A 20,829-nucleotide genomic window follows, 5' to 3' on the forward strand; every position below is an offset into this window, starting at 1 on the left:
GGACCATCGGTGTAACCACTGGAGATTCGGGGGAATTCCAGGGGGACCGTCTCCATCGGTCTCCTTCGTGCGTCTCTCGAAACCCAACCCTACTCTGCAGGCGATAAGGATCGATCAGGCAAGACGACAGCGAAGGTAGTTCAGACGTTATCGTTCGTCGCCCGGCGTGACCGCTCCCCACCGGCAGCAAGGCAAGGCTCCAGGCATCGATTCCAAGCTGGTCCAGGGTATCCAGCGAGGAGACGTCATGAGCATTTTCAGTCACTTCCAGGAGCGTTTCGAAGCGACTCGTCAGGAAGAGTATTCCCTTCAGGAATACCTTGAGATCTGCAAGAAGGATCGTACCGCCTTTGCCAGTGCCGCCGAGCGCATGCTCATGGCCATCGGCGAACCCGAGCTGGTGGATACCACCAGCGACTCACGTCTATCCCGCATCTTTTCCAACAAGGTCATTCGTCGCTATCCCGCCTTTGCCGACTTCCATGGCATGGAAGACTGCATCGAGCAGATCGTGTCCTACTTCCGCCACGCGGCGCAGGGCCTGGAAGAGAAGAAGCAGATTCTCTATCTGCTCGGCCCGGTGGGTGGCGGCAAGTCGTCCCTCGCAGAGAAACTCAAGCACCTGATCGAGAAGGTCCCCTTCTACGCCATCAAGGGCTCGCCGGTGTTCGAATCGCCCCTGGGGCTGTTCAATCCCGACGAAGACGGCCAGATCCTCGAAGAGGACTACGGCATTCCCCGTCACTACCTGCGCAGCATCATGTCGCCCTGGGCGGCCAAGCGGCTACAGGAATTCGGCGGTGACATCAGCAAGTTCAAGGTGGTCAAGCTCTACCCCTCCATTCTCAACCAGGTCGCCATCGCCAAGACCGAACCGGGCGACGAAAACAACCAGGACATCTCCGCCCTGGTGGGCAAGGTGGACATCCGCAAGCTGGAGGAATACCCGCAGAACGATGCGGATGCCTACAGCTATTCCGGCGCCCTGTGCCGGGCGAACCAGGGCCTGATGGAATTCGTGGAGATGTTCAAGGCCCCGATCAAGGTCCTGCACCCGCTGCTGACCGCGACCCAGGAAGGCAACTACAACAGCACCGAGGGCCTCGGCGCCCTGCCCTACAGCGGCATCATCCTGGCCCACTCCAACGAATCCGAGTGGCACACCTTCCGCAACAACAAGAACAACGAGGCCTTCATCGACCGGATCTACATCGTCAAGGTGCCCTATTGCCTGCGCGTCTCTGACGAGATCCACATCTACGACAAGCTGTTGGTCAACAGCTCCCTGGCCAAGGCGCATTGCGCGCCGGACACCCTCAAGATGCTGGCGCAGTTCTCGGTGCTCTCGCGTCTGAAGGAGCCGGAGAACTCCAACATCTACTCGAAGATGCGCGTCTACGACGGCGAGAACCTCAAGGACACCGATCCCAAGGCCAAGTCGATCCAGGAATACCGCGACAGCGCCGGGGTCGACGAGGGCATGAACGGCCTTTCCACCCGCTTCGCCTTCAAGATCCTCTCGCGAGTCTTCAACTTCGACGCCAATGAAGTAGCAGCCAACCCGGTACACCTGCTCTATGTGCTGGAACAGCAGATCGAGGCCGAGCAGTTCCCGGCCGAGACCCGCGAGCGCTACATGAGATTCATCAAGGAATACCTGGCGCCGCGCTACGTGGAGTTCATCGGCAAGGAGATCCAGACCGCCTACCTCGAGTCCTACAGCGAATACGGCCAGAACATCTTCGACCGCTATGTGCTTTATGCGGACTTCTGGATTCAGGATCAGGAATACCGCGACCCGGAAACTGGCGAGATCCTCAATCGCGCCTCCCTCAACGAGGAATTGGAAAAGATCGAGAAGCCGGCCGGCATCAGCAATCCGAAGGATTTCCGCAACGAAATCGTCAACTTCGTGTTGCGCGCCCGTGCCAACAATAACGGCAAGAACCCGAGCTGGCTGTCCTACGAGAAGCTGCGTGCGGTGATCGAGAAGAAGATGTTCTCCAACACCGAGGAGCTCTTGCCGGTCATCAGCTTCAACGCCAAGGCCAGCAAGGAAGATCAGCAGAAGCACAGCGACTTCGTCACCCGCATGGTCCAGCGCGGGTACACCGAGAAGCAGGTACGACTGTTGTCCGAGTGGTATTCACGGGTACGCAAGTCGCAGTAAGGCAGCCTGAGGCTGAACCCGCGACGGCGCGCCAGACGCGTCGTCGCGGCGTCCTGCAATAGCCCGGAGGGCCTGTATGAGTTATGTCATCGACCGGCGTCTAAACGGCAAGAACAAGAGCACTGTGAACCGCACGCGGTTTCTGCGGCGTTATCGCGAGCACATCAAGAAGGCGGTCGAGGAAGCCGTGAGCCGGCGCTCCATCACCGACATGGAGCATGGCGAGCAGATCAGCATCCCTGCCCGCGACATTGACGAACCCGCCCTCTATCAGGGCAAGGGCGGACGCCAGACCATCGTCCATCCCGGCAACAAGGAATTCGTCAGCGGTGAACGCATCCCGCGCCCCCAGGGTGGCGGCGGCGGGCAAGGCCAGGGCAAAGCCAGCAACAGCGGCGAAGGCATGGACGAATTCGCCTTCCAGATCACCCAGGACGAATTCCTCGACTTCATGTTCGAGGACCTGGAATTGCCCAACCTGGTCAAGAAGCAACTGACCGGTACCGACACCTTCAAGACGGTCCGCGCCGGTATCAGCAACGAGGGCAATCCCGCCCGCATCAACATCATCCGCACCCTGCGCGCCTCCCATGCCCGGCGTATCGCCCTGTCCGGCGGTAGTCGCAACAAGCTGCGCGAAGCCAAGGCCGAATTGGCACGGCTGCGGGTGGAGGAGCCGGATAACCTGGGCGACATCCAGACCCTGGAAGCCGAGATCGAGCGGCTGCGGGCGCGCATCGACAAGGTGCCCTTCCTCGACACCTTCGACCTCAAGTACAACCTGCTCTCCAAGCAACCCAGCCCCAGCTCCAAGGCGGTGATGTTCTGCCTGATGGACGTGTCCGGCTCCATGACCCAGGCCACCAAGGACATCGCCAAGCGCTTCTACATCCTGCTCTACCTGTTCCTCAAGCGAAACTACGAGCGCATCGAGGTGGTGTTCATCCGTCACCACACCAGCGCCAAGGAAGTGGACGAGGAAGAGTTCTTCTATTCCCGAGAAACCGGCGGCACCATCGTCTCCAGCGCCCTCAAGCTGATGCAGGAAGTCATGGCCGAGCGCTATCCGGTCAACGAGTGGAATCTCTATGCCGCCCAGGCCTCCGACGGCGACAACTGGAACGACGATTCCCCCATCTGCCGGGAGATCCTGACCAAGCAGATCCTGCCGTTCATGCAGTACTACACCTACGTAGAGATCACCCCGCGCGAACACCAGGCGCTGTGGTATGAGTACGAGAACGTCCGTGGCAGCTTCCCGGATACCTTCTCGCAGCAGCAGATCGTCTCGGCGGGCGATATCTACCCCGTGTTCCGCGAACTGTTCCAGCGGAGACTCGTGTCATGAAACGTGAACCCATTTCCACCGGCTCGGAATGGACCTTCGAGCTGATCCAGACCTACGACCGGGAGATTGCCCGGATCGCCAAGCGTTATGCCCTGGATACCTATCCCAACCAGATCGAGGTGATCACCGCCGAGCAGATGATGGACGCCTACGCCTCCGTCGGCATGCCCATCGGCTACAATCACTGGTCCTACGGCAAGCACTTCCTGCGCACCGAGAAGCACTACAGCCGCGGCCAGATGGGGTTGGCCTACGAGATCGTGATCAACTCCGATCCCTGCATCGCCTACCTCATGGAAGAGAACACCATGACCATGCAGGCGCTGGTGATCGCCCACGCCTGCTATGGCCACAACAGCTTCTTCAAGGGCAACTACCTGTTCCGTACCTGGACCGATGCCAGCTCCATCATCGACTACCTGGTGTTCGCCAAGCAGTACATCACCCAGTGCGAGGAACGCCATGGCATCGATGCCGTGGAAGAGCTGCTGGATTCCTGCCATGCCTTGATGAACTATGGCGTGGACCGTTACAAGCGGCCCTACCCCATTTCCGCCGCCGAGGAACGCCAGCGGCAGAAGGAGCGCGAGGAGCAGCTGCAGCGCCAGGTCAACGACCTTTGGCGGACCATTCCCAAGCTGGCTGGCAAGGAGCTGCATGACGAGGGCGCGCGCTTCCCCGCCGAACCCCAGGAAAACATCCTCTATTTCCTGGAAAAGCATGCGCCGCTACTGGAGCCCTGGCAGCGCGAGGTGATCCGCATCGTGCGCAAGATCGCCCAGTACTTCTATCCCCAGCGCCAGACCCAGGTGATGAACGAGGGCTGGGCCACCTTCTGGCACTACACCCTGCTCAACGACCTCTACGACGAAGGCCTGGTCACCGACGGCTTCATGTTCGAATTCCTGCAATCCCATGCCGGGGTCATCTACCAGCCGGGCTTCGACAGTCCCTACTACAGCGGCATCAACCCCTACACCCTGGGCTTCGCCATGTTCCGCGACATCCGCCGGATCTGCGAGAACCCCACGGACGAGGACCGTCGCTGGTTCCCCGATATCGCTGGCAGCGACTGGCTGGCCACCGTCACCTTCGCCATGAAGAGCTTCAAGGACGAAAGCTTCATCCTCCAGTTCCTCTCGCCCAAGGTGATCCGCGACCTCAAGCTGTTCAGCATCCTCGATGACGACCAGCGCGACGAACTGGAAGTGGCGGCTATCCACGACGACGGCGGCTATCGCCTGATCCGCGAACAACTCGCTGCCCAGTACAACCTGGGCAACCGCGAGCCCAACGTGCAGATCTGGAACGTCGACCGTCGCGGCGATAGATCCCTCACCCTGAGGCACTTCCAGCACGACCGCAAACCCCTGGGCAATTCCACGGACGAGGTGCTCAAGCACCTGCATCGACTGTGGGGCTTCGACATCCGCCTGGAGAGCATGAGGGGCGAGGAAATCGCCCAGAGCTTCCACGTCCCACCGCGTCACGAGAGCCGCGACCATGATCGGCGCCTGGACCTGGCCTCGCCGATCTGAGCCCCGAGCCTCTTTCCGCTATCCTAGACCTCCGCAAGGAGGTCTTTTTCTATGCAAATCTTCAAGGTGGGCGGCGCCGTCCGCGATCGCCTGCTCGGCCGGCCGGTCACCGAGGTCGACTGGGTCGTGGTGGGTGCCGATGCCGAAACCCTGGCCGCCCAGGGCTATCGCCCGGTGGGCGCCGACTTCCCGGTGTTCCTGCATCCCGAAACCGGCGAGGAGTACGCACTGGCCCGCACCGAACGCAAGAGCGGGCGCGGCTACGGCGGCTTCACCTTCCATGCTGCACCGGACGTCACCCTCGAACAGGACCTGATCCGCCGCGACCTCACCATCAACGCCATGGCCGAGGACGATCACGGCAACGTCATAGATCCCTACGGGGGTCGCGCCGATCTCGACGCGCGCCTGCTGCGCCACGTCTCCCCGGCCTTCGCTGAAGATCCCTTGCGCGTGCTGCGCGTTGCCCGCTTCGCCGCCCGCTATAGCGCCCTGGGTTTCGAAGTGGCGCCGGAGACGCTGCGACTGATGCAGGAGATGGTCGCCAGCGGCGAACTCGACGCCCTGACCGCCGAGCGAATGTGGAAGGAAATCTCCCGCGCCCTGCTCGAAGACCGCCCGGACGTCTTCATTCGCATGCTGCACGACTGCGGCGCCTTGGCCGTGCTCTTGCCCGAACTGGTAGCCCGCTCTGCGCCCGGATCAACCGATCAACTCTATGCCACCCTGCGCCGGACCGCCGAGGTGCAGGCCCCATTGAACGTGCGCTGGGCCTGCCTGCTGCTGGACGTGCCCGAGGAACAACACGCTACGATCAACGCCCGTCTCAAGGTGCCGCGCGACCCCGCAGAACTGGCGCTCTTGCTGGCCCGCCATTGGCCTACCGCGCTGCAAGCAGAACGCCTGACGCCAGAAGCCTGGTTCGAGCTGCTGCAAGGTTTCGATGTGCTGCGGCGACCGGCGCGCTTCGATGAATTCCTGCAAGCCTGCGCCTGTGCGGCAGCGGTCAGGACAGACGAAGGGCAGCCGCCCCTGGCGTTGCTGCGCCAGGCCGCCGAGGCAGTGCGCGGAGTGGACGTCCAGCCTCTGGTCGCCCAGGGCTTCAAGGGAGCGGCCCTAGGTGAGGCGCTCAAGCAGGCGCGTATCGACGCCCTGGCACAACTCTCTTAGGTGGGGTTGAGCACAGCGAAGCCCAACGCTGCCAGACCGAACCCGATGCTGGGCTTCGACGCAGGAACCCGCGTATATCACGGCCATGCCTATGCGCCTTAGCGACCCGCCCTTACTAGAGATCGATGCTTCTGTAGGAAGGAACAACTGTTCTTATCGCACTTTATCGCGGCCATGGCGGTCCGCCGATGCGGCCGCTCCTACAGTGGGTGAGGCTTTTGTAGGAGCGGCCCATGGCCGCGATGCTCCCGAAAGCCGAAGGTGACCCTCACAAGATAATCTTGGGCCCGCTGTACTCAGCCAAACATAAAGGCGCTACGCCAGGTCGACGCCAAGCAATGTCGGCGGGGTGAGATCCATCCCCTGCCAACTGAAGGACACCGGGCGCAACACCTGGGTCGTCTGGCCACGCATCTCCTGCCACAACTCGTCGAAGCGACGGCCATCGCCCGGATGCCGTCGTTCGCCGGCCAGCAGCGCCAGGGGCCAGAGCACGAAGGCATTGCGCAGGATCTCGGCCCGCGGCAGGGTCAGGCCGGCGACCTCGCCGGTCAGCTCGCCGAAGAGCAGGATGTCGATGTCCAGCGGCAGGCCCTGGCGATCCGGCGCATAGCGCCCGCTGCGGGTCTCGATGGCCTTGAGCTGCTGGCTCAGGACCGCGGGATCGAGGTCGGTATCGCCCGCGACCACCAGATTGAAGAAGGGCGCACTGCGGATACCCACCGCCTCGCTCTCGAAGACCGGCGAGCACCGCAGGTCGACCAACAGCGTCGCCAGTTCGTCCAAGGCCATGCCTAGATGTCGCTCGCGCTGGATGTTGCTGCCCAGCCCCAGGTAGACCCGGATCACACCTGGCCCCGCTCGATCTCCACGCCCACGCCGCGGGCGGTCGGCACCGCGCCGGGTTTGGTGATGCGCAGGCGCAGCCAGGGCAGGCCGAACTCCGCCTGCAGCAAGGCAGCCAGCCGCTCGGCGAAGGTCTCGACCAGTTCGAAGGATGTTTCGTGGGCGAAGGTGGTGATGCGCTCGGCCACAGCCGCGTAGTTCAGGGTGTGCTCGAGTTCGTCGTGCTCGGCGGCAGGACGGATGTCCCAGCCCATGGTGAGATCGATGCGTAGGCACTGGCGGATGTCACGCTCCCAGTCGTACACCCCTATCACGGTGTCGACCTCCAGCCCCTCGATGAAAACCTTGTCCACTGCCTTCGCCTCGCACCTTTGCCGTGCTCTGTTGATCGTCGCCGCCGGCCTATCGTCAGGCGGCGGGCTGTCGGTAGAATCGAACCATATTCTGGCGCGGAACCCTACCATGTTCTGGCTGCTGCTCCTGCTGGCCTATCTGCTGGGCTCGCTGTCCTTCGCCGTGCTGCTCAGTCACCTGTTCGGCACCCGCGACCCGCGTCACGACGGCTCCGGCAATCCCGGGGCCAGCAACATGTTGCGCCTGGCCGGGCGCAAGCTGGCGCTGCTGACCCTGGCCGGCGACCTGGCCAAGAGCCTCGTTCCGGTGCTCATCGCCCAGCAGCTGGGACTCTCCCCACTGCAACAGGCCTGGATCGGCCTCGCCGCCGTGATCGGCCACCTCTATCCACTGTACTTTCACTTCAGGGGTGGCAAGGGCGTGGCCACGGCCGCCGGTCTGCTGCTGGGGCTCTATCCACCGGCTGCCCTGCTGGGCCTGGTCCTCTGGGCTGCGGTGTTCGCCAGCCTGAGGATCGCCTCCCTGGCATCGCTGATCGCCATGCTCGGCATCCTGCCGCTGTTCGCCTGGCAGCGCCCGGATCTGCTGGCGCCAATGCTGTTGCTCGCCGTGCTTATCCTGATTCGCCATAGACACAATCTGCGCGCCCTGCGCCAGGGGACCGAGCGTCATTTTTGACCCCGGTGCCGCTTGGGGATTGCCCCGCTACGTCCTCCACCCGTCTCAGAGCGCCGCCAGTTGCTCCATGGGCCAGCGCGCCTTGACGGCAATGGCCGGGCCTTCCTGCTGGCCAGCCAGCAGCCGCTGGCAACCGGCATAGGCGATCATGGCGCCGTTGTCGGTGCAGAAGCGCGGGCGGGCATAGAAGACGTGCCCACCCAGCTCACCGAGCATCTGCTCCAGGTTCTCGCGCAGCGCACGGTTGGCACTGACGCCACCGGCGATCACCAGCGACTTCAGCCCAGCCTGCTTCAGGGCGCGCTTGCACTTGATCGCCAGGGTCTCGACCACCGCCGTCTGGAAAGCCAGGGCGATGTCGCAGCGGGTCTGCTCGCTGTCGTCTCCAGCCGCCTGGCAGCGCTGCCAAGTGGTGAGGGTGAAGGTCTTCAGACCACTGAAGCTGAATTCCAGCCCCGGCCGATCGGTCATGGGCCGCGGGAAGACGAAGCGACCCGGCACGCCACGCTCGGCCAGCCGGGCGATTTCCGGTCCACCGGGATAGCTCAGGCCCAGCAGCTTGGCGGTCTTGTCGAAGGCCTCGCCGGCAGCGTCGTCCAGGGACTCGCCCAGCACGGTGTAGCGACCTATGCCATCGACCTGCACCAGCTGGGTGTGGCCGCCGGACACCAGCAGGGCGACGAAGGGAAACTGCGGCGGCGTCTCTTCGAGCATGGGCGCCAGCAGATGACCTTCCATATGGTGCACGCCCAGGGCCGGTACGCCCCAGGCCAGCGCCAGCGCCTGGGCGCAGGCCGCGCCCACCAGCAGGGCACCGACCAGGCCGGGGCCGGCGGTATAGGCGATGGCGTCCACTTCGTCCGGGCGGCTGCCCGCGGCGTCCAGCACTTCGCGGATCAGCGGCAGCATGCGTTTGACGTGGTCGCGCGAGGCCAGCTCCGGCACCACGCCACCGTAGACGCGGTGCAGATCTATCTGGCTGAACAGCGCATCGGACAGCAGGCCCCGTTCGCTGTCGTAGAGCGCGACGCCGGTTTCATCGCAGGACGTTTCCAGTCCCAGAACACGCATGGAGATAAGCCTTCGAGGGTATAGAATGTCAGGCTGCGCATGATAAGCGCCGCTTCCAGCACCGGCCAGCGCTTTTCGTCCGCCGGGGCTTGGCAGCGGGGCGGTTGAGGCGTTACTATCCGCAACCCTTAAAAACCGACGCTTCCCGTGCCCTTTTGCCGCTAGCGTTGGATTAAACCTCGGTAAATTTGAAGGTACGACCTGGATGCCCAACGTCAAAGTCAAAGAAAACGAACCCTTCGACGTAGCGCTGCGTCGTTTCAAGCGTTCCTGCGAGAAGGCCGGTGTACTGGCCGAAGTTCGTAGCCGCGAGTTCTACGAAAAGCCCACCGCCGAGCGCAAGCGTAAAGCTGCCGCCGCGGTCAAGCGCCACGCCAAGAAAGTACAGCGCGAGCAGCGCCGTCGCGAGCGCCTGTACTGAGTTACAGCGTTCTCCTGGCGTTATCAAACAACCCGACCCCTGGTCGGGTTGTTCGTTTCTATCACCCCGCTTCGCCCTGGCGCACTCTGGCGCTAGACTGCTCTCCTCGCTTCATCCGCCGATCTTCGCCCCTCCATCCAGACGCTGACCATGGCCGGACTCATCCCGCAAGGCTTCATCGACGACCTGCTCAACCGCACCGACATCGTCGAGGTGGTGGGCGCGCGGGTGAAGCTCAAGAAGGCCGGCAAGAACTGGATGGCCTGCTGTCCCTTCCATAACGAGAAGACGCCCTCCTTCAGCGTCAGCCCGGACAAGCAGTTCTACTACTGCTTCGGCTGCGGCGCCGGCGGCAACGCCCTTGGCTTCATCATGGACCACGACAACCTCGAATTCCCCGAGGCGGTCGAGGAACTGGCCAAAAAGGCCGGCGTGGACGTACCGCGGGAAGAGAGCGGCGGCCGGCGCAAACCACGGCAACCCACGGATTCCCCGCTCTACCCCCTGCTGGCCGCCGCCGCGGAATACTACCGCCTGGCGCTGCGCAACCACCCCAAGCGCCAGGCCGCGGTGGACTACCTGAAGAAGCGCGGCCTTACCGGCGAGATCGCCCGTGATTTCGGCCTGGGCTTCGCCCCGCCCGGCTGGGACAACCTGGGCAAGCACCTGGGTGGCGACGACCTGCAGCAGAAGGCCATGTTCGACGCCGGCCTGTTGGTGGAGAACGCCGAGAGCGGCAAGAGGTACGACCGCTTCCGCGACCGGGTGATCTTCCCGATCCGCGACAGCCGTGGCCGGGTCATCGCCTTCGGCGGCCGGGTGCTGGGCGACGACAAGCCCAAGTACCTCAACTCGCCGGAGACCCCGGTATTCCACAAAGGCCAGGAACTCTACGGCCTGTTCGAGGCGCGCAAGCACAACCGCGACCTGGACGAGATCCTCGTCGTGGAAGGCTACATGGACGTCATCGCCCTGGCCCAGCAAGGCATCCGCAATGCCGTCGCGACCCTGGGTACCGCCACCAGTGAGGAGCACATCAAGCGCCTGTTCCGCATCGTGCCGAGCATCCTGTTCTGCTTCGACGGCGACCAGGCCGGCCGCAGTGCCGCCTGGCGCGCCCTGGAGTCGGCGCTACCGGTGCTCAAGGACGGCTTCCGCGTGCGCTTCCTGTTCCTGCCCGAAGGCGAGGACCCGGACAGCCTGGTACGCGCCGAGGGTGCGGACGCCTTCCAGGCCCGCTTCGTCCAGCAGGCCCAGCCATTGGCCGAATACTTCTTCCAGCAACTGATGATCGAGGCGGACCCGGCCACCCTGGAGGGCAAGGCGCACCTGGCCACCCTGGCCGCCCCGCTGATCGAGAAGATTCCGGGTAACAACCTGCGCCTGCTGATGCGCCAGCGCCTGAGCGAACTCACCGGCCTCGGCAACGATGCCCTGAACCAGCTGGCACCGGCCGCCCCGCCGCAGGACGCCCCGCCGTCGGACTATGGCGACTATGCCTACGCCCATGCCGAGGAAGCGCCGACCCAGCAGCAATGGACGCCACGCCGTGAGGGCAAGGGCGGGCGCGACGGCAAGGGCTGGAAAAAGGACTTCAATGGCAAGGGCAGCGGTGAACGCATTCCGCGCCAGCCGCCGGTCAAGGTGGAAACCCCCGTACTGGCCGCGCTGCGCAGCCTGCTGCACCACCCGACCCTGGCCCAGGCGGTGCAGGATGCCCGCAACCTGGCCGAGGAAAGCGATCAGTACGCCCAGCTATTGGTCGCCCTGGTCGAGGCACTGCAGAAGAAACCAGGGCAGAGCACCCTGCAACTCATCGCTCGCTGGCACGGCACCGAACAGGGACGGCTCTTGCGCGCCCTGGCGGAAAAAGAATGGCTGATCGCCGGCGATAACCTTGAACAACAGTTTTTCGACACCATAACGAGGTTAGCCGCCAGCCAGCGTGATCGCTCGCTGGAGCAACTCCTACGCAAGGCGCGACAGAGCGAGCTGAGCTCCGAAGACAAGGACCGCCTACGCGAACTCCTTAGCCGTCCAGCGGGCACCGTGACCTAACTAGCACGGACACCGTCTAACCGGCTATAATGTTCAGCTTATTTTTGCCCGCCTAAGCCTTCAGTGGAAGGGTACCTATGTCCGGAAAAGCGCAACAGCAATCCCGTCTGAAAGAATTGATCGCCCGTGGGCGTGAGCAGGGCTACCTGACTTACGCGGAGGTCAATGACCACCTACCGGAGGATATTTCAGATCCGGAACAGGTGGAAGACATCATCCGCATGATCAATGACATGGGGATCAACGTATTCGAGACCGCGCCGGACGCCGATGCCCTGCTGCTGGCGGAGACCGATACCGACGAAGCCGCCGCCGAAGAAGCCGCCGCCGCCCTGGCCGCGGTGGAGAGCGATGTCGGCCGCACCACCGACCCGGTGCGCATGTACATGCGTGAAATGGGTACCGTGGAACTGCTGACCCGCGAAGGCGAGATCGAGATCGCCAAGCGCATCGAGGAAGGCATCCGCGAAGTCATGGGCGCCATCGCCCAGTTTCCGGGCACCGTCGACTACATCCTCAGCGAATACACCCGCGTCACCACCGAAGGCGGTCGCCTGTCCGACGTCCTCGCCGGCTACATCGATCCCGATGACGGCAGCCTGCCGAACGAGAGCGAAGAGCTGCCCGTCCCGAACAAGGCCACCGATGCCAAGGCCGTGGACGACGAGAAGGACGACGAGGAAGAGAGCGACGACGCCGACGAGGAAGAAGGCGACGGCGGTCCGGATCCGGAAGAAGCCCGCCTGCGTTTCGGCGCGGTCGCCGAGCAGCTGGACAAGACCCAGAAGGTGATGAAGAAACATGGCCGCGACGATGATCGCACCGTGGAAGAATTCGTCGCCCTGGCCGTGCTGTTCTCGCCGATCAAGCTGGTGCCCAAGCAGTACGAAGCCCTGGTGACCCGCGTTCGCGAGGCACTGGAGCGGGTGCGTGGCCTCGAGCGCGCCATCATGCAACTGGCCGTGCGCGATGCGCGCATGCCGCGTGCCGACTTCCTGCGCCACTTCCCGGGCAACGAGACCAACACCGACTGGACCGCCGGCCTGCTCAAGGGCAAGCCCAAGTACGCCGAAGGTCTCGAGCGCTTCCAGGCCGACATCCAGGCCAAGCAGACCCAGCTGGCCGAGCTGGAGCGTGACTACGAGCTGAAAGTCGCCCAGATCAAGGACATCAACCGCGCCATGTCCATCGGCGAGGCCAAGGCCCGCCGCGCCAAGAAGGAAATGGTCGAGGCCAACCTGCGTCTGGTGATCTCCATCGCCAAGAAGTACACCAACCGCGGCCTGCAATTCCTCGATCTGATCCAAGAAGGCAACATCGGCCTGATGAAGGCGGTGGACAAGTTCGAATACCGCCGTGGCTACAAGTTCTCCACCTACGCCACCTGGTGGATTCGCCAGGCCATCACCCGCTCCATCGCCGACCAGGCGCGTACCATCCGGATTCCGGTGCACATGATCGAGACGATCAACAAGCTGAACCGGATCTCCCGCCAGATGCTGCAGGAGATGGGTCGCGAGCCGACCCCGGAAGAGCTGGGCGAGCGCATGGAGATGCCCGAGGACAAGATCCGCAAGGTGCTCAAGATCGCCAAGGAACCGATCTCCATGGAGACGCCCATCGGCGACGACGAGGATTCGCACCTGGGCGACTTCATCGAGGACAGCACCATGCAGTCCCCGATCGAAGTGGCCACCAGCGAAAGCCTCAAGGAAGCCACCCGCGACGTGCTCTCCGGCCTCACCGCCCGTGAAGCCAAGGTGCTGCGCATGCGCTTCGGCATCGACATGAACACCGACCACACCCTCGAGGAAGTGGGCAAGCAGTTCGACGTCACCCGCGAGCGTATCCGCCAGATCGAAGCCAAGGCGCTGCGCAAGCTGCGCCACCCGTCCCGCAGCGAACACCTGCGCTCCTTCCTCGACGAGTAAGGCGCAGCCGCTGTACGAAAAACCGGAGCCCAGGCTCCGGTTTTTTTATGCCCGACAAGGGTTTGGCGATCCTCCCCCACCCCGGTATACTCCACCGCGCTATAGGGCCTATAGCTCAGTTGGTTAGAGCAGAGGACTCATAATCCTTTGGTCCACGGTTCGAGTCCGTGTGGGCCCACCAGCTTTCAGGAGCCGCGCGTTGCGCGGCTTTTTCATGCCTGGGATTTGGGCTTTTGCCCTGTCTTTCCTGAGCCCTACTGCTTCAGCCGAACGTCTGCACGAAGGGCGCAGCGCAGTGCCGGATGGCAGCCCGTGTCGAAGCACTGTCTTGGTAACGGAACAGGCAGTCGCCATCCTGAGCCACGAGAGTTCCGCTTTCACCTGCAGGCATGGCGACTCGCATCCGGGTCTTCATCAGTCGAATATCCCTTGGATCTCGTCCAGTGTCGGCAAGGCAGCGGGGACTACCGCCAGTTCACAATCCAAGGCTGCAAGTGCGCGCGCATAGGCTGCCATACCGACCCGCGGATCTCCTCGCTCCACGGCGATGACCTTCTGACGGGTCAACCCCGCCAGCTCGGCAAGATCCGCCTGGGTCAAGCCTCGATTGACACGACGCTGGCGGAGTTGGGCGCCGAGACGCTGGCTGATCAGCTCGCTATCCATGTTCCGTATACATAACAAATTCTATGATTTGTAACGTATACGGAACTCAAGAGACCAGTAAAGCTAATTCTATCGCCCGCAGCAGGCTATCCCAGCTGGAGCCACCGAAGGATCACACACTCTCTTAGGCAAAGCCTTGATAGCTAGACATGCAGTAGCGCCAACGTCCCAACCACCACCCCTGCTCCCGCCACCCCATACACCGCCGCCTGCAGCCAACGCCGCCTGGTCAGCAGGGTGATGGCGGCCAGGGAGATGGCGACCTGCATCAGCATGGTGGCCTGGGCCCAGCGGTGATGGCGGTGGAGTTGGGTTTCGCTCAGGGCCTCGTTGGCTTGCACCTTCACTTCCAGGGCTTCGGCCTTGGTGCGGATCTCCACCTTTTGCTTGGCGTAGCGTTGGCTGTCTTCGGTGAAGCGCTGGGCAGTGTCGGGGTTGGTCGCGAGGGCAGCGCCCAAGTCGGCGAGGTTCTGTTTTTCGCCCTTGGCCTGGTAGTAGCCCCACTGGTTGGCGGCTTCGGTCTTGGCGATGGCTTCTTCGTTCTTATAGTAGAGCGCCAGGCTTTCAGCATTGCCGCCCTGGTAGGCGCAGAGGGCGCCTAGCGTCGCCAGGATGGCGGTGGTGACGGCGATGCGGCCGGTGAGGCTATCGCGGCGATGGGCGCCGTGGGCGGCGTGCTCCACTTCGTGGTCGTGGGGGCCGTGGACTTCGTATTCGCTGGACAAGGCTCAGCTCCGCTGCGGATTCCTGCGGCGAGGCTAGCCGGGCTGGCTTAAGGCCTTCTTAAGAGTTGAGCAGGCGCGCCTGCAACCAGCGGCGCAGCGGACCGGCCACCCAGCGCTGCATGGCCAGGCCGAGCAGCACGATCAGCACCAGGTGCAGCGGCAGCATCCAGCCGGGAATGGGGATGGGCAGTGCCAGCGCCTCGCCGACGTCTTCGGCCAGGTCTTCCAGGCTGTCGCCGGCCAGATGCATCCAGCCCAGCAATGTACGGGTCCAGGGTTCGAGCACGCCGATCAGGGGCGTATGGACGGCGAAGATGCACAGGGAGGCTTCGCCAAGGCGCTGAGCCAGACGGCGTACACCGGCGCGACCGGGTTCGCCGAAGGTGGCGCAGGCCAACAGCACCGCGGCCTGGAAGGGTGTCAGCAGGCCGTTGTGGACCAGGTAGAACCAGCGGCGGCCATCGCCTTCCAGCAGCAGGGCGCCGAGCCAGAGGCCGGTCAGGCCGAACAGCAGCAGCGGCACGCGCAGGCGCTGGGTCGTCGCGGCCACCCAGGGCTCCTGCACGGCGCGATAGAGCAGGATGCCGAGCAGGAATTCCGGCAGGCGGATCAGCGGATTGCGGTGGATGACGCCGACGGTGACGGTATCGAAGGCCTGGGCCCAGGTGGCCAGCAGCGGACCAAGCAGATAGAGCCCCCAGAGGACGACGGTGGCCAGGGCCCAGCGGCGCAGGCGCATCAATCGCGGGCCGAGCAACGGGAACAGCAGGTAGAAGAACAGCAGCGCCGAGATAGACCAGGCGGCACCATTGAGCCAGAGGAAGCGCGGCTCCCAGGATTGCAGCAGGAGCAGTTGCAGGAGTACGTGGGTGGTGGCGGCCAGCCAGGACAGCGGCAACATCTCCTCCAGCTCGTTGCCTTCCTCCAGGTGCAGGTAGGGATGCTGGTTGTAGTAGACCGGCACCCCGTGCTCCAGCCAGGAGTCCTGGGACAGCCAATAGGCCAGCCCCAGCGCGACCAGCAGGGTGAGCAGGTGGATGGGGTAGAGGTTGCACAGGCGCCGCAGCACGAAGCCACGGGAGCTGCCCTTGAGTGCGCCCTGGCGATCCAGGCTGACGTGGGCCAGCAGGAAGCCAGAAAGCAGGAAGAAGGTGCTGGTAGCGAAGAAGCCCATGCCGGCCAGGCGGCGGAAGGCGTCCGGCAGATCGCTGTAGAGCCCGCCCAGATGGTAGACGACCATGTACAGCGCCATGAGGAATCTCAGCCATTCCAGGCCGTAGTAACGGACGGTGGGGCGCAGGGCAGCGGGAGTCGTCATGGCGGGCAGTACGGCGGTAAAACCTGATTATAAGCCGCCCAGACGCCGAACCCGGCACAGAAGATGACAAAACCATGACAACCGGTGTCCCGAGGTTACGGGCCACCGATCAGGACGCGGCTTCGCCCTTCCCGCTAACCCGCGAAAGCCGGCTCCGCCAGACCCTGTACCCCAGGGTTCAAGGCGAACAGGCCACCCGCCAAAGGCTGGTCGCTCAGGTCGCCACCTGGGCGAATGGAGGTGACGAACAGAACGTCCAGGTTACGACCGCCGAAGGCGCACATGGCGGGTTTCTTCACCGGCACGGCCAGGGAGCGATCCAGGCGACCATCCGGGGTGAAGCGGTGGATCAGGCCGGCGTCGTTGCCGCAGATCCAGTAGCAGCCGTCGACGTCCACCGCGGCGCCGTCGGGTCGGCCGGGATGGGCGTTCATGTCGACGAACAGCCGCCGGTTACTGGGCGTGCCGGTATCCGGGTCGTAGTCGAAGGCCCAAATCAACTGGCGGCTGGGATGGGAGTCGGACAGGTAGAGGGTGCGACCATCGGGACTCAGGGCCAGCCCGTTGGGCACGATGAGGTCGTCCAGCAGCAGCCGGGCGCCCTCGCCTGCCGTGTGGCTGTAGAGACGACCGGCCGGGATGCCCTGGGCCATGTCCTGCACCATGGTGCCGACCAGGAAGCGGCCCTGGCGATCGCAGCGACCGTCGTTGCATCTCATGGCCGGCTGGGCGTGGTCGAGGGTGACCAGGCATTCGCCACTCAGCTCGCCGGAGGCTTCGGGCTGCAAGGCGAAGAGGCCGCTTTCCAGGCCGGCGAGCCAGCCACTGCCCTGGCGAGCGGCGATGCAGGCGAGCATTTCCGGTGCGCTCCAGCTGTCCAGAGTGCCGTCTGAGCTCCAGCGGTGCAGGCGCTTGGCGGGGATGTCGACCCAGTAGAGCGCCTGTTCGGCGACCTGCCAGACCGGGCACTCGCCGGTGGCGTTGCGGGCATCGACCAGCAGTTCGGCAGTCATCGCAGGCCCCTCAGTCGTCGAAGGGGCCGGTAGCGACGAAGGCACCGCCTTGGTAGACCCGCGAAGGATCATCGGCCGCCGGCAGCGGCTGGGCCTCGACCTTGGCGCGGAATTGCTCGGAGCTATCCTTGGGCTGGAAGCCCAGGTGCGCGGCCAAGCGGTTGTCCCACCAGCTGTCGCGATTGTTGGAAGCGCCGTAGACGATGGTGTGGCCGACGTCGGGAGTGGTCAGGCTGCGCAGGATGAGGTCGGTGAGGTCTTCGTAGCTCAGCCAGGTGGCGAGCATGCGGCGATTCTGCGCCTCGGGAAAGGAGGAGCCGATGCGGATGCTCACCGTCTCGATGCCATGGCGGTCGAAATAGAAGCTGGCCAGGTCCTCGCCGAAGGCCTTGGACAGACCGTAGTAGCTGTCCGGTCGCTGGGGCACGCTGGCGTCGATGCGCTGGTCCTGGCGATAGAAGCCGATGACGTGGTTGGAGCTGGCGAAGACGATGCGCTTCACGCCATGGCGGCGCGCGGCCTCATAAAGATTGAAGGTGCCACGGATGTTGGCTTCGAGGATGGGTTCGAAGGCGTGCTCGGTGGAGATGCCGCCGAAGTGCAGGATGGCGTCGACTCCTTCCACCAGGGCATGGACGCCGGCCTTATCGGCGAGGTCGCAGGTCACCACCTCTTCCGCCGGGCCCTGGGCGGCGTCCATCGGCGCGATGTCGGACAGGCGCAGGATCTGAGCATGGGGCTTGAGCCGCTGGCGCAGCTCCTTGCCCAGACCACCGGCGGCGCCGGTTAGCAGCAGGCGATGGAAGGGTGACGATTGGACTTCGGACATGACGGGCGCCTTCTTATGGAGTTATCTGGCAAGAGGTACGACATCCCACCTCTTTTCAAGATTCTCGCGGGCGCCTGGGGCCCTGTCAATGCCAACTAGGCCGGCAGGCAGGGCAGCCGCAGCCTGAAGGTCGCGCCCTGGCCGGCGATACTTTCCACGTGCAGGCTGCCGCGGTGCGCCTTGACGATCTGGTCGGCGATATAGAGGCCGAGGCCCAGGCCAGCGATGTTCTCGGTGCCGCTGGCGCGCTCGAACTGGCGGAAGATCAGCGACTGGTGTTCCACCGGGATGCCGATGCCGTGGTCCTTGACGCTCAGTTCCACCTCGACGCCATCGCTGCGCAAGGCGATCTCCACCGGACGCCCGGCGCCATAACGCATGGCGTTGGTCAGCAGGTTGGTGATCACCTGTTCGATGCGGAATTCGTCCCAGAATCCCGGTGCCGGACCTTCCGCATGCAGCTCGACCGGGCAACCGGCGGCGGCGAATTGCGAGGCGAAGCTGTCGACCACGGTGTTGACCAGGGCGGCCAGATCGCATTGCGAAGGGCGGATGGAGAGCTTACCGGTGCGGATGCGCGAGATGTCGAGCATGTCGTCGATCAGGTGCACCAGGCGCTGGATCTGGCGCTCGTCGCGCTCGGCCATGCTGGCCAGCTTGTCGGGAGTGAAGGCCTCCAGCTTGCCCTTATCCAGGTACATGCGGCGCAGCTGGGCTTCGAGCATCAGGGTGTTGAGCGGCGTCTTAAGTTCATGGGAGACCATGGACATGAAGTCGTCCCGGGTGCGCACCGCCTGCTGCAGTTCCACCTGGGTCTGGCGCAACTCGGCGAGCAGTACCTCCTGCTCCTGGCGGCTCTGCTCCAGGGCCACCAGTTGCTCGGCCAGACGCTTGCGGTGCCAGTAGAGGTCGACGAACACCCGGGTCTTGCTCTTCACCGCGTGGACATCGAGGGGCTTGTGCAGGAAGTCCACCGCACCGCTCTCGTAGCCCTTGAAGGCATAGTTCAGGTCGCGGCCGGCGGCGCTGACGAAGACAATGGGGATGTGCCGGGTCTTTTCCAGGCCCCGCATCATTTCCGCCAGTTCGAAGCCGTTCATGCCCGGCATCTGCACATCGAGGATCGCCAGGGCGAATTCGTGCATCAGCAGCAATTCCAGCGCCGCCTCGGCGGAGGTGGCCTGGAAGATCTCCAGCGCCTCGCTACGCAGCAAGGCTTCCAGTGCCAGGAGATTCTCCGGCAGGTCGTCTACGAGCAGGAGCTTCGCCTGTTCGACGGGTACATCAGCCATGGTCGCGTTCCAGCTCGATGAGCAATAGATGGATGCCCGGAACATCCAGCACGAAATCCGGGTGGAATCTCTTCAGCGCCGCCTCGGGCATGGTCGGCACCTCGGCCGATTGCGGCGATTGGACCACCGTCACGCCACCGGCCTTGGCCAGGGCGTGCAGGCCGCTGGCGCCATCGTGGTTGGCGCCGGTCAGCAGGATGCCGCAGACCTGCTCGCCCAGGGCATCGGCCGCGCTGTCGAACAGCACGTCGATGGAGGGCCGGGAAAACTGCACCGGCTCATCGCGGGATAGCGAGAGGGTCAGGTCGTCCTCCACCAGCAGGTGATAGCCCGGCGGCGCGAAATACAGGGTGCCCGGCAGTATAGCCTCCTTGTCCTCGGCTTCCCGGACGCGCAAGGCAAGGCGGGCCTGGAATAGCTCGGCCAGCCGCGAGGCGCGGTCGTCGGGCAGGTGCAGCACCACGGCGATGGGCAGGCGATAGCTGGCCGGCAGGCCGCCGAACAGACGCAACAGCGCCTGCAGCCCACCAGCGGAGGCACCGATGACGATCAGGCGCAATGGCTTCGGAGGCGGAAACACGCTAGAGCCTGCGGAACAGTCGTTCCTGCTTCACCACCGGCTCGAAGTGGCTGGCATAGGCGGAGAAGTCTAGCGACTCCTTGCTGCCCAGGCCGAGAAAGCCGCGGTGACTCAGGGACTCGTGGAACAAACCGAGCGCCCGATTCTGCAGATTCTTGTTGAAGTAGATGAGCACGTTGCGGCAGGACACCAGCTGCGTCTCGGAGAAGACGCTGTCGGTGGCCAGGCTGTGGTCGGCGAAGGTCACGTTGGCGATCAGCGACTTGTCGAACAGAGCGCCGTCATAGGCCGCGGTGTAATAGTCGGAAAAGGCCCGCGTGCCACCAGCGCGCTGATAGCTGGCGGTGTAGGCCCGCATCTTCTCCAGCGGAAAGATGCCCTGCCGGGCCTTTTCCAGGGAGCGGGGATTGATGTCGGTGGCGTAGAACAGGGTGCGGTCGAGCAGGCCCTCTTCCTGGAACAGGATGGCCATGGAGAAGACTTCTTCGCCGGTGCTGCAGCCGGCGATCCACACCTTGAGCGAGGGATAGGTGCGCAGCACCGGTACCACCTGCTCGCGCAGGGCAAGGAAGTAGCCCGGGTCACGGAACATCTCGCTCACCGGGATGGTGATGAACTGCAGCAGCTCGGCGAACAGCGCCGGATCGCGCAGCACCCGCTCCTGCAGCGCCGAGATGCTCGGGCAGTCGAAGCGCGTCAGCGCCTGCAGCACCCGGCGCTTGAGCGAGGCCTTGGAGTAGTTGCGGAAGTCGTGGCTGTACCTCAGGAAGATGCCTTCCAGCAGCAACCTCAGCTCGATGTCCTGCAGCCGCTCGCTCATG

The 20,829-nt window shown here is 64.0% G+C and carries 19 protein-coding genes and 1 tRNA gene; 9 read left to right on the plus strand and 11 right to left on the minus strand.

What is annotated here, in order from left to right; genetic code table 11:
• Nucleotides 1-247: 247 nt before the first annotated feature.
• The 4 genes from QZ471_RS23460 (at nucleotide 248) to QZ471_RS23475 (ending at nucleotide 6,226) form a co-directional block, all read left to right on the plus strand.
• Nucleotides 248-2,170, plus strand: a complete 1,923-nt coding sequence (locus QZ471_RS23460; RefSeq protein WP_295468431.1) for a PrkA family serine protein kinase — start codon at nucleotides 248-250, stop codon at nucleotides 2,168-2,170.
• A gap of 76 nt (nucleotides 2,171-2,246) precedes the next feature.
• The gene (locus QZ471_RS23465) at nucleotides 2,247-3,518 is read left to right on the plus strand and encodes a YeaH/YhbH family protein (RefSeq protein WP_295468433.1); all 1,272 of its coding nucleotides are present in this window, start codon (nucleotides 2,247-2,249) and stop codon (nucleotides 3,516-3,518) included.
• Nucleotides 3,515-5,056, plus strand: coding sequence for a SpoVR family protein (locus QZ471_RS23470; RefSeq protein WP_295468435.1), 1,542 nt, complete (start codon nucleotides 3,515-3,517; stop codon nucleotides 5,054-5,056). The genes QZ471_RS23465 and QZ471_RS23470 overlap by 4 nt, the downstream gene beginning before the upstream one ends.
• 51 nt (nucleotides 5,057-5,107) lie before the next feature.
• The gene (locus QZ471_RS23475) at nucleotides 5,108-6,226 is read left to right on the plus strand and encodes a multifunctional CCA addition/repair protein (protein ID WP_295468437.1); all 1,119 of its coding nucleotides are present in this window, start codon (nucleotides 5,108-5,110) and stop codon (nucleotides 6,224-6,226) included.
• Nucleotides 6,227-6,541: 315 nt separating this feature from the next.
• Here QZ471_RS23475 and folK read toward each other — a convergent pair whose 3' ends face one another.
• Together folK and folB are read right to left on the minus strand one after the other, a co-directional pair.
• Nucleotides 6,542-7,075 (minus strand): 2-amino-4-hydroxy-6-hydroxymethyldihydropteridine diphosphokinase, encoded by a 534-nt coding sequence (gene folK / locus QZ471_RS23480; protein WP_295468439.1) that lies wholly within the window; start codon nucleotides 7,073-7,075, stop codon nucleotides 6,542-6,544.
• Nucleotides 7,072-7,425, minus strand: a complete 354-nt coding sequence (folB, locus tag QZ471_RS23485; protein WP_295468441.1) for a dihydroneopterin aldolase — start codon at nucleotides 7,423-7,425, stop codon at nucleotides 7,072-7,074. The genes folK and folB overlap by 4 nt, the downstream gene beginning before the upstream one ends.
• Before the next feature lie 109 nt (nucleotides 7,426-7,534).
• Here folB and plsY point away from each other — a divergent pair, with 109 nt between their 5' ends.
• Nucleotides 7,535-8,104 carry a glycerol-3-phosphate 1-O-acyltransferase PlsY gene (gene plsY / locus QZ471_RS23490; protein WP_295468443.1) on the plus strand — a complete coding sequence of 190 codons (570 nt, stop codon included), beginning with the start codon at nucleotides 7,535-7,537 and terminating at the stop codon, nucleotides 8,102-8,104.
• A 45-nt stretch (nucleotides 8,105-8,149) separates the two neighbouring features.
• Here the strand turns inward: plsY and tsaD are convergent, their stop codons facing one another.
• A complete protein-coding gene (tsaD, locus tag QZ471_RS23495) occupies nucleotides 8,150-9,175 on the minus strand; it encodes a tRNA (adenosine(37)-N6)-threonylcarbamoyltransferase complex transferase subunit TsaD (RefSeq protein ID WP_295468445.1) in 1,026 nt (341 codons plus the stop codon).
• A gap of 205 nt (nucleotides 9,176-9,380) precedes the next feature.
• Between tsaD and rpsU the strand changes: the two genes are divergently transcribed.
• The 4 genes from rpsU (at nucleotide 9,381) to QZ471_RS23515 (ending at nucleotide 13,766) form a co-directional block, all read left to right on the plus strand.
• Nucleotides 9,381-9,596: a 30S ribosomal protein S21 gene (rpsU, locus tag QZ471_RS23500; protein ID WP_007159750.1), complete on the plus strand. Its 216-nt coding sequence runs from the start codon at nucleotides 9,381-9,383 to the stop codon at nucleotides 9,594-9,596.
• 150 nt (nucleotides 9,597-9,746) lie between these two features.
• On the plus strand, nucleotides 9,747-11,654 hold the full coding sequence (gene dnaG / locus QZ471_RS23505) for a DNA primase (RefSeq protein ID WP_295468448.1): 1,908 nt from the start codon (nucleotides 9,747-9,749) through the stop codon (nucleotides 11,652-11,654).
• A 77-nt stretch (nucleotides 11,655-11,731) separates the two neighbouring features.
• Nucleotides 11,732-13,585, plus strand: a complete 1,854-nt coding sequence (gene rpoD, locus QZ471_RS23510) for an RNA polymerase sigma factor RpoD (RefSeq protein WP_150340532.1) — start codon at nucleotides 11,732-11,734, stop codon at nucleotides 13,583-13,585.
• A 104-nt stretch (nucleotides 13,586-13,689) separates the two neighbouring features.
• Nucleotides 13,690-13,766: transfer RNA gene (locus tag QZ471_RS23515), tRNA-Ile, on the plus strand.
• 233 nt (nucleotides 13,767-13,999) lie between these two features.
• Here the strand turns inward: QZ471_RS23515 and QZ471_RS23520 are convergent.
• The 8 genes from QZ471_RS23520 to QZ471_RS23555 form a co-directional block, all read right to left on the minus strand.
• Nucleotides 14,000-14,251: a helix-turn-helix domain-containing protein gene (locus QZ471_RS23520; RefSeq protein WP_295468451.1), complete on the minus strand. Its 252-nt coding sequence runs from the start codon at nucleotides 14,249-14,251 to the stop codon at nucleotides 14,000-14,002.
• A gap of 143 nt (nucleotides 14,252-14,394) precedes the next feature.
• Nucleotides 14,395-14,976 (minus strand): DUF4337 domain-containing protein, encoded by a 582-nt coding sequence (locus tag QZ471_RS23525; protein WP_295468453.1) that lies wholly within the window; start codon nucleotides 14,974-14,976, stop codon nucleotides 14,395-14,397.
• 58 nt (nucleotides 14,977-15,034) lie between these two features.
• Nucleotides 15,035-16,294: an acyltransferase gene (locus tag QZ471_RS23530; protein WP_295468454.1), complete on the minus strand. Its 1,260-nt coding sequence runs from the start codon at nucleotides 16,292-16,294 to the stop codon at nucleotides 15,035-15,037.
• Between the two features lie 134 nt (nucleotides 16,295-16,428).
• Nucleotides 16,429-17,307, minus strand: coding sequence for an SMP-30/gluconolactonase/LRE family protein (locus QZ471_RS23535; protein ID WP_295468456.1), 879 nt, complete (start codon nucleotides 17,305-17,307; stop codon nucleotides 16,429-16,431).
• A 10-nt stretch (nucleotides 17,308-17,317) separates the two neighbouring features.
• Entirely contained in the window at nucleotides 17,318-18,136 is an 819-nt protein-coding gene (locus QZ471_RS23540; protein WP_295468457.1) for an NAD(P)-dependent oxidoreductase, read from the minus strand.
• A gap of 95 nt (nucleotides 18,137-18,231) precedes the next feature.
• Nucleotides 18,232-19,428 (minus strand): hybrid sensor histidine kinase/response regulator, encoded by a 1,197-nt coding sequence (locus tag QZ471_RS23545; protein WP_295468459.1) that lies wholly within the window; start codon nucleotides 19,426-19,428, stop codon nucleotides 18,232-18,234.
• Nucleotides 19,421-20,008 carry a chemotaxis protein CheB gene (locus QZ471_RS23550; RefSeq protein WP_295468462.1) on the minus strand — a complete coding sequence of 196 codons (588 nt, stop codon included), beginning with the start codon at nucleotides 20,006-20,008 and terminating at the stop codon, nucleotides 19,421-19,423. The genes QZ471_RS23545 and QZ471_RS23550 overlap by 8 nt, the downstream gene beginning before the upstream one ends.
• A gap of 1 nt (nucleotide 20,009) precedes the next feature.
• The gene (locus QZ471_RS23555) at nucleotides 20,010-20,828 is read right to left on the minus strand and encodes a protein-glutamate O-methyltransferase CheR (protein ID WP_295468464.1); all 819 of its coding nucleotides are present in this window, start codon (nucleotides 20,826-20,828) and stop codon (nucleotides 20,010-20,012) included.
• Between the last annotated feature and the right edge of the window lies 1 nt (nucleotide 20,829).

It is taken from the genome of uncultured Pseudomonas sp., from assembly GCF_913774235.1.
Classification (GTDB): Bacteria; Pseudomonadota; Gammaproteobacteria; order Pseudomonadales; family Pseudomonadaceae; genus Chryseomonas.

Excerpts from the sequence above, each read along its gene's own strand:
- QZ471_RS23470 (WP_295468435.1), top strand. The coding sequence starts at position 3,515 with ATGAAACGTGAACCCATTTCCACCGGCTCGGAATGGACCTTCGAGCTG.
- QZ471_RS23535 (WP_295468456.1), bottom strand. The coding sequence starts at position 17,307 with ATGACTGCCGAACTGCTGGTCGATGCCCGCAACGCCACCGGCGAGTGC.
- rpoD (WP_150340532.1), top strand. The coding sequence starts at position 11,732 with ATGTCCGGAAAAGCGCAACAGCAATCCCGTCTGAAAGAATTGATCGCC.
- QZ471_RS23540 (WP_295468457.1), bottom strand. The coding sequence starts at position 18,136 with ATGTCCGAAGTCCAATCGTCACCCTTCCATCGCCTGCTGCTAACCGGC.
- QZ471_RS23555 (WP_295468464.1), bottom strand. The coding sequence starts at position 20,828 with ATGAGCGAGCGGCTGCAGGACATCGAGCTGAGGTTGCTGCTGGAAGGC.
- QZ471_RS23460 (WP_295468431.1), top strand. The coding sequence starts at position 248 with ATGAGCATTTTCAGTCACTTCCAGGAGCGTTTCGAAGCGACTCGTCAG.
- plsY (WP_295468443.1), top strand. The coding sequence starts at position 7,535 with ATGTTCTGGCTGCTGCTCCTGCTGGCCTATCTGCTGGGCTCGCTGTCC.
- QZ471_RS23475 (WP_295468437.1), top strand. The coding sequence starts at position 5,108 with ATGCAAATCTTCAAGGTGGGCGGCGCCGTCCGCGATCGCCTGCTCGGC.
- QZ471_RS23465 (WP_295468433.1), top strand. The coding sequence starts at position 2,247 with ATGAGTTATGTCATCGACCGGCGTCTAAACGGCAAGAACAAGAGCACT.
- QZ471_RS23530 (WP_295468454.1), bottom strand. The coding sequence starts at position 16,294 with ATGACGACTCCCGCTGCCCTGCGCCCCACCGTCCGTTACTACGGCCTG.
- dnaG (WP_295468448.1), top strand. The coding sequence starts at position 9,747 with ATGGCCGGACTCATCCCGCAAGGCTTCATCGACGACCTGCTCAACCGC.
- tsaD (WP_295468445.1), bottom strand. The coding sequence starts at position 9,175 with ATGCGTGTTCTGGGACTGGAAACGTCCTGCGATGAAACCGGCGTCGCG.
- QZ471_RS23545 (WP_295468459.1), bottom strand. The coding sequence starts at position 19,428 with ATGGCTGATGTACCCGTCGAACAGGCGAAGCTCCTGCTCGTAGACGAC.
- QZ471_RS23520 (WP_295468451.1), bottom strand. The coding sequence starts at position 14,251 with ATGGATAGCGAGCTGATCAGCCAGCGTCTCGGCGCCCAACTCCGCCAG.
- rpsU (WP_007159750.1), top strand. The coding sequence starts at position 9,381 with ATGCCCAACGTCAAAGTCAAAGAAAACGAACCCTTCGACGTAGCGCTG.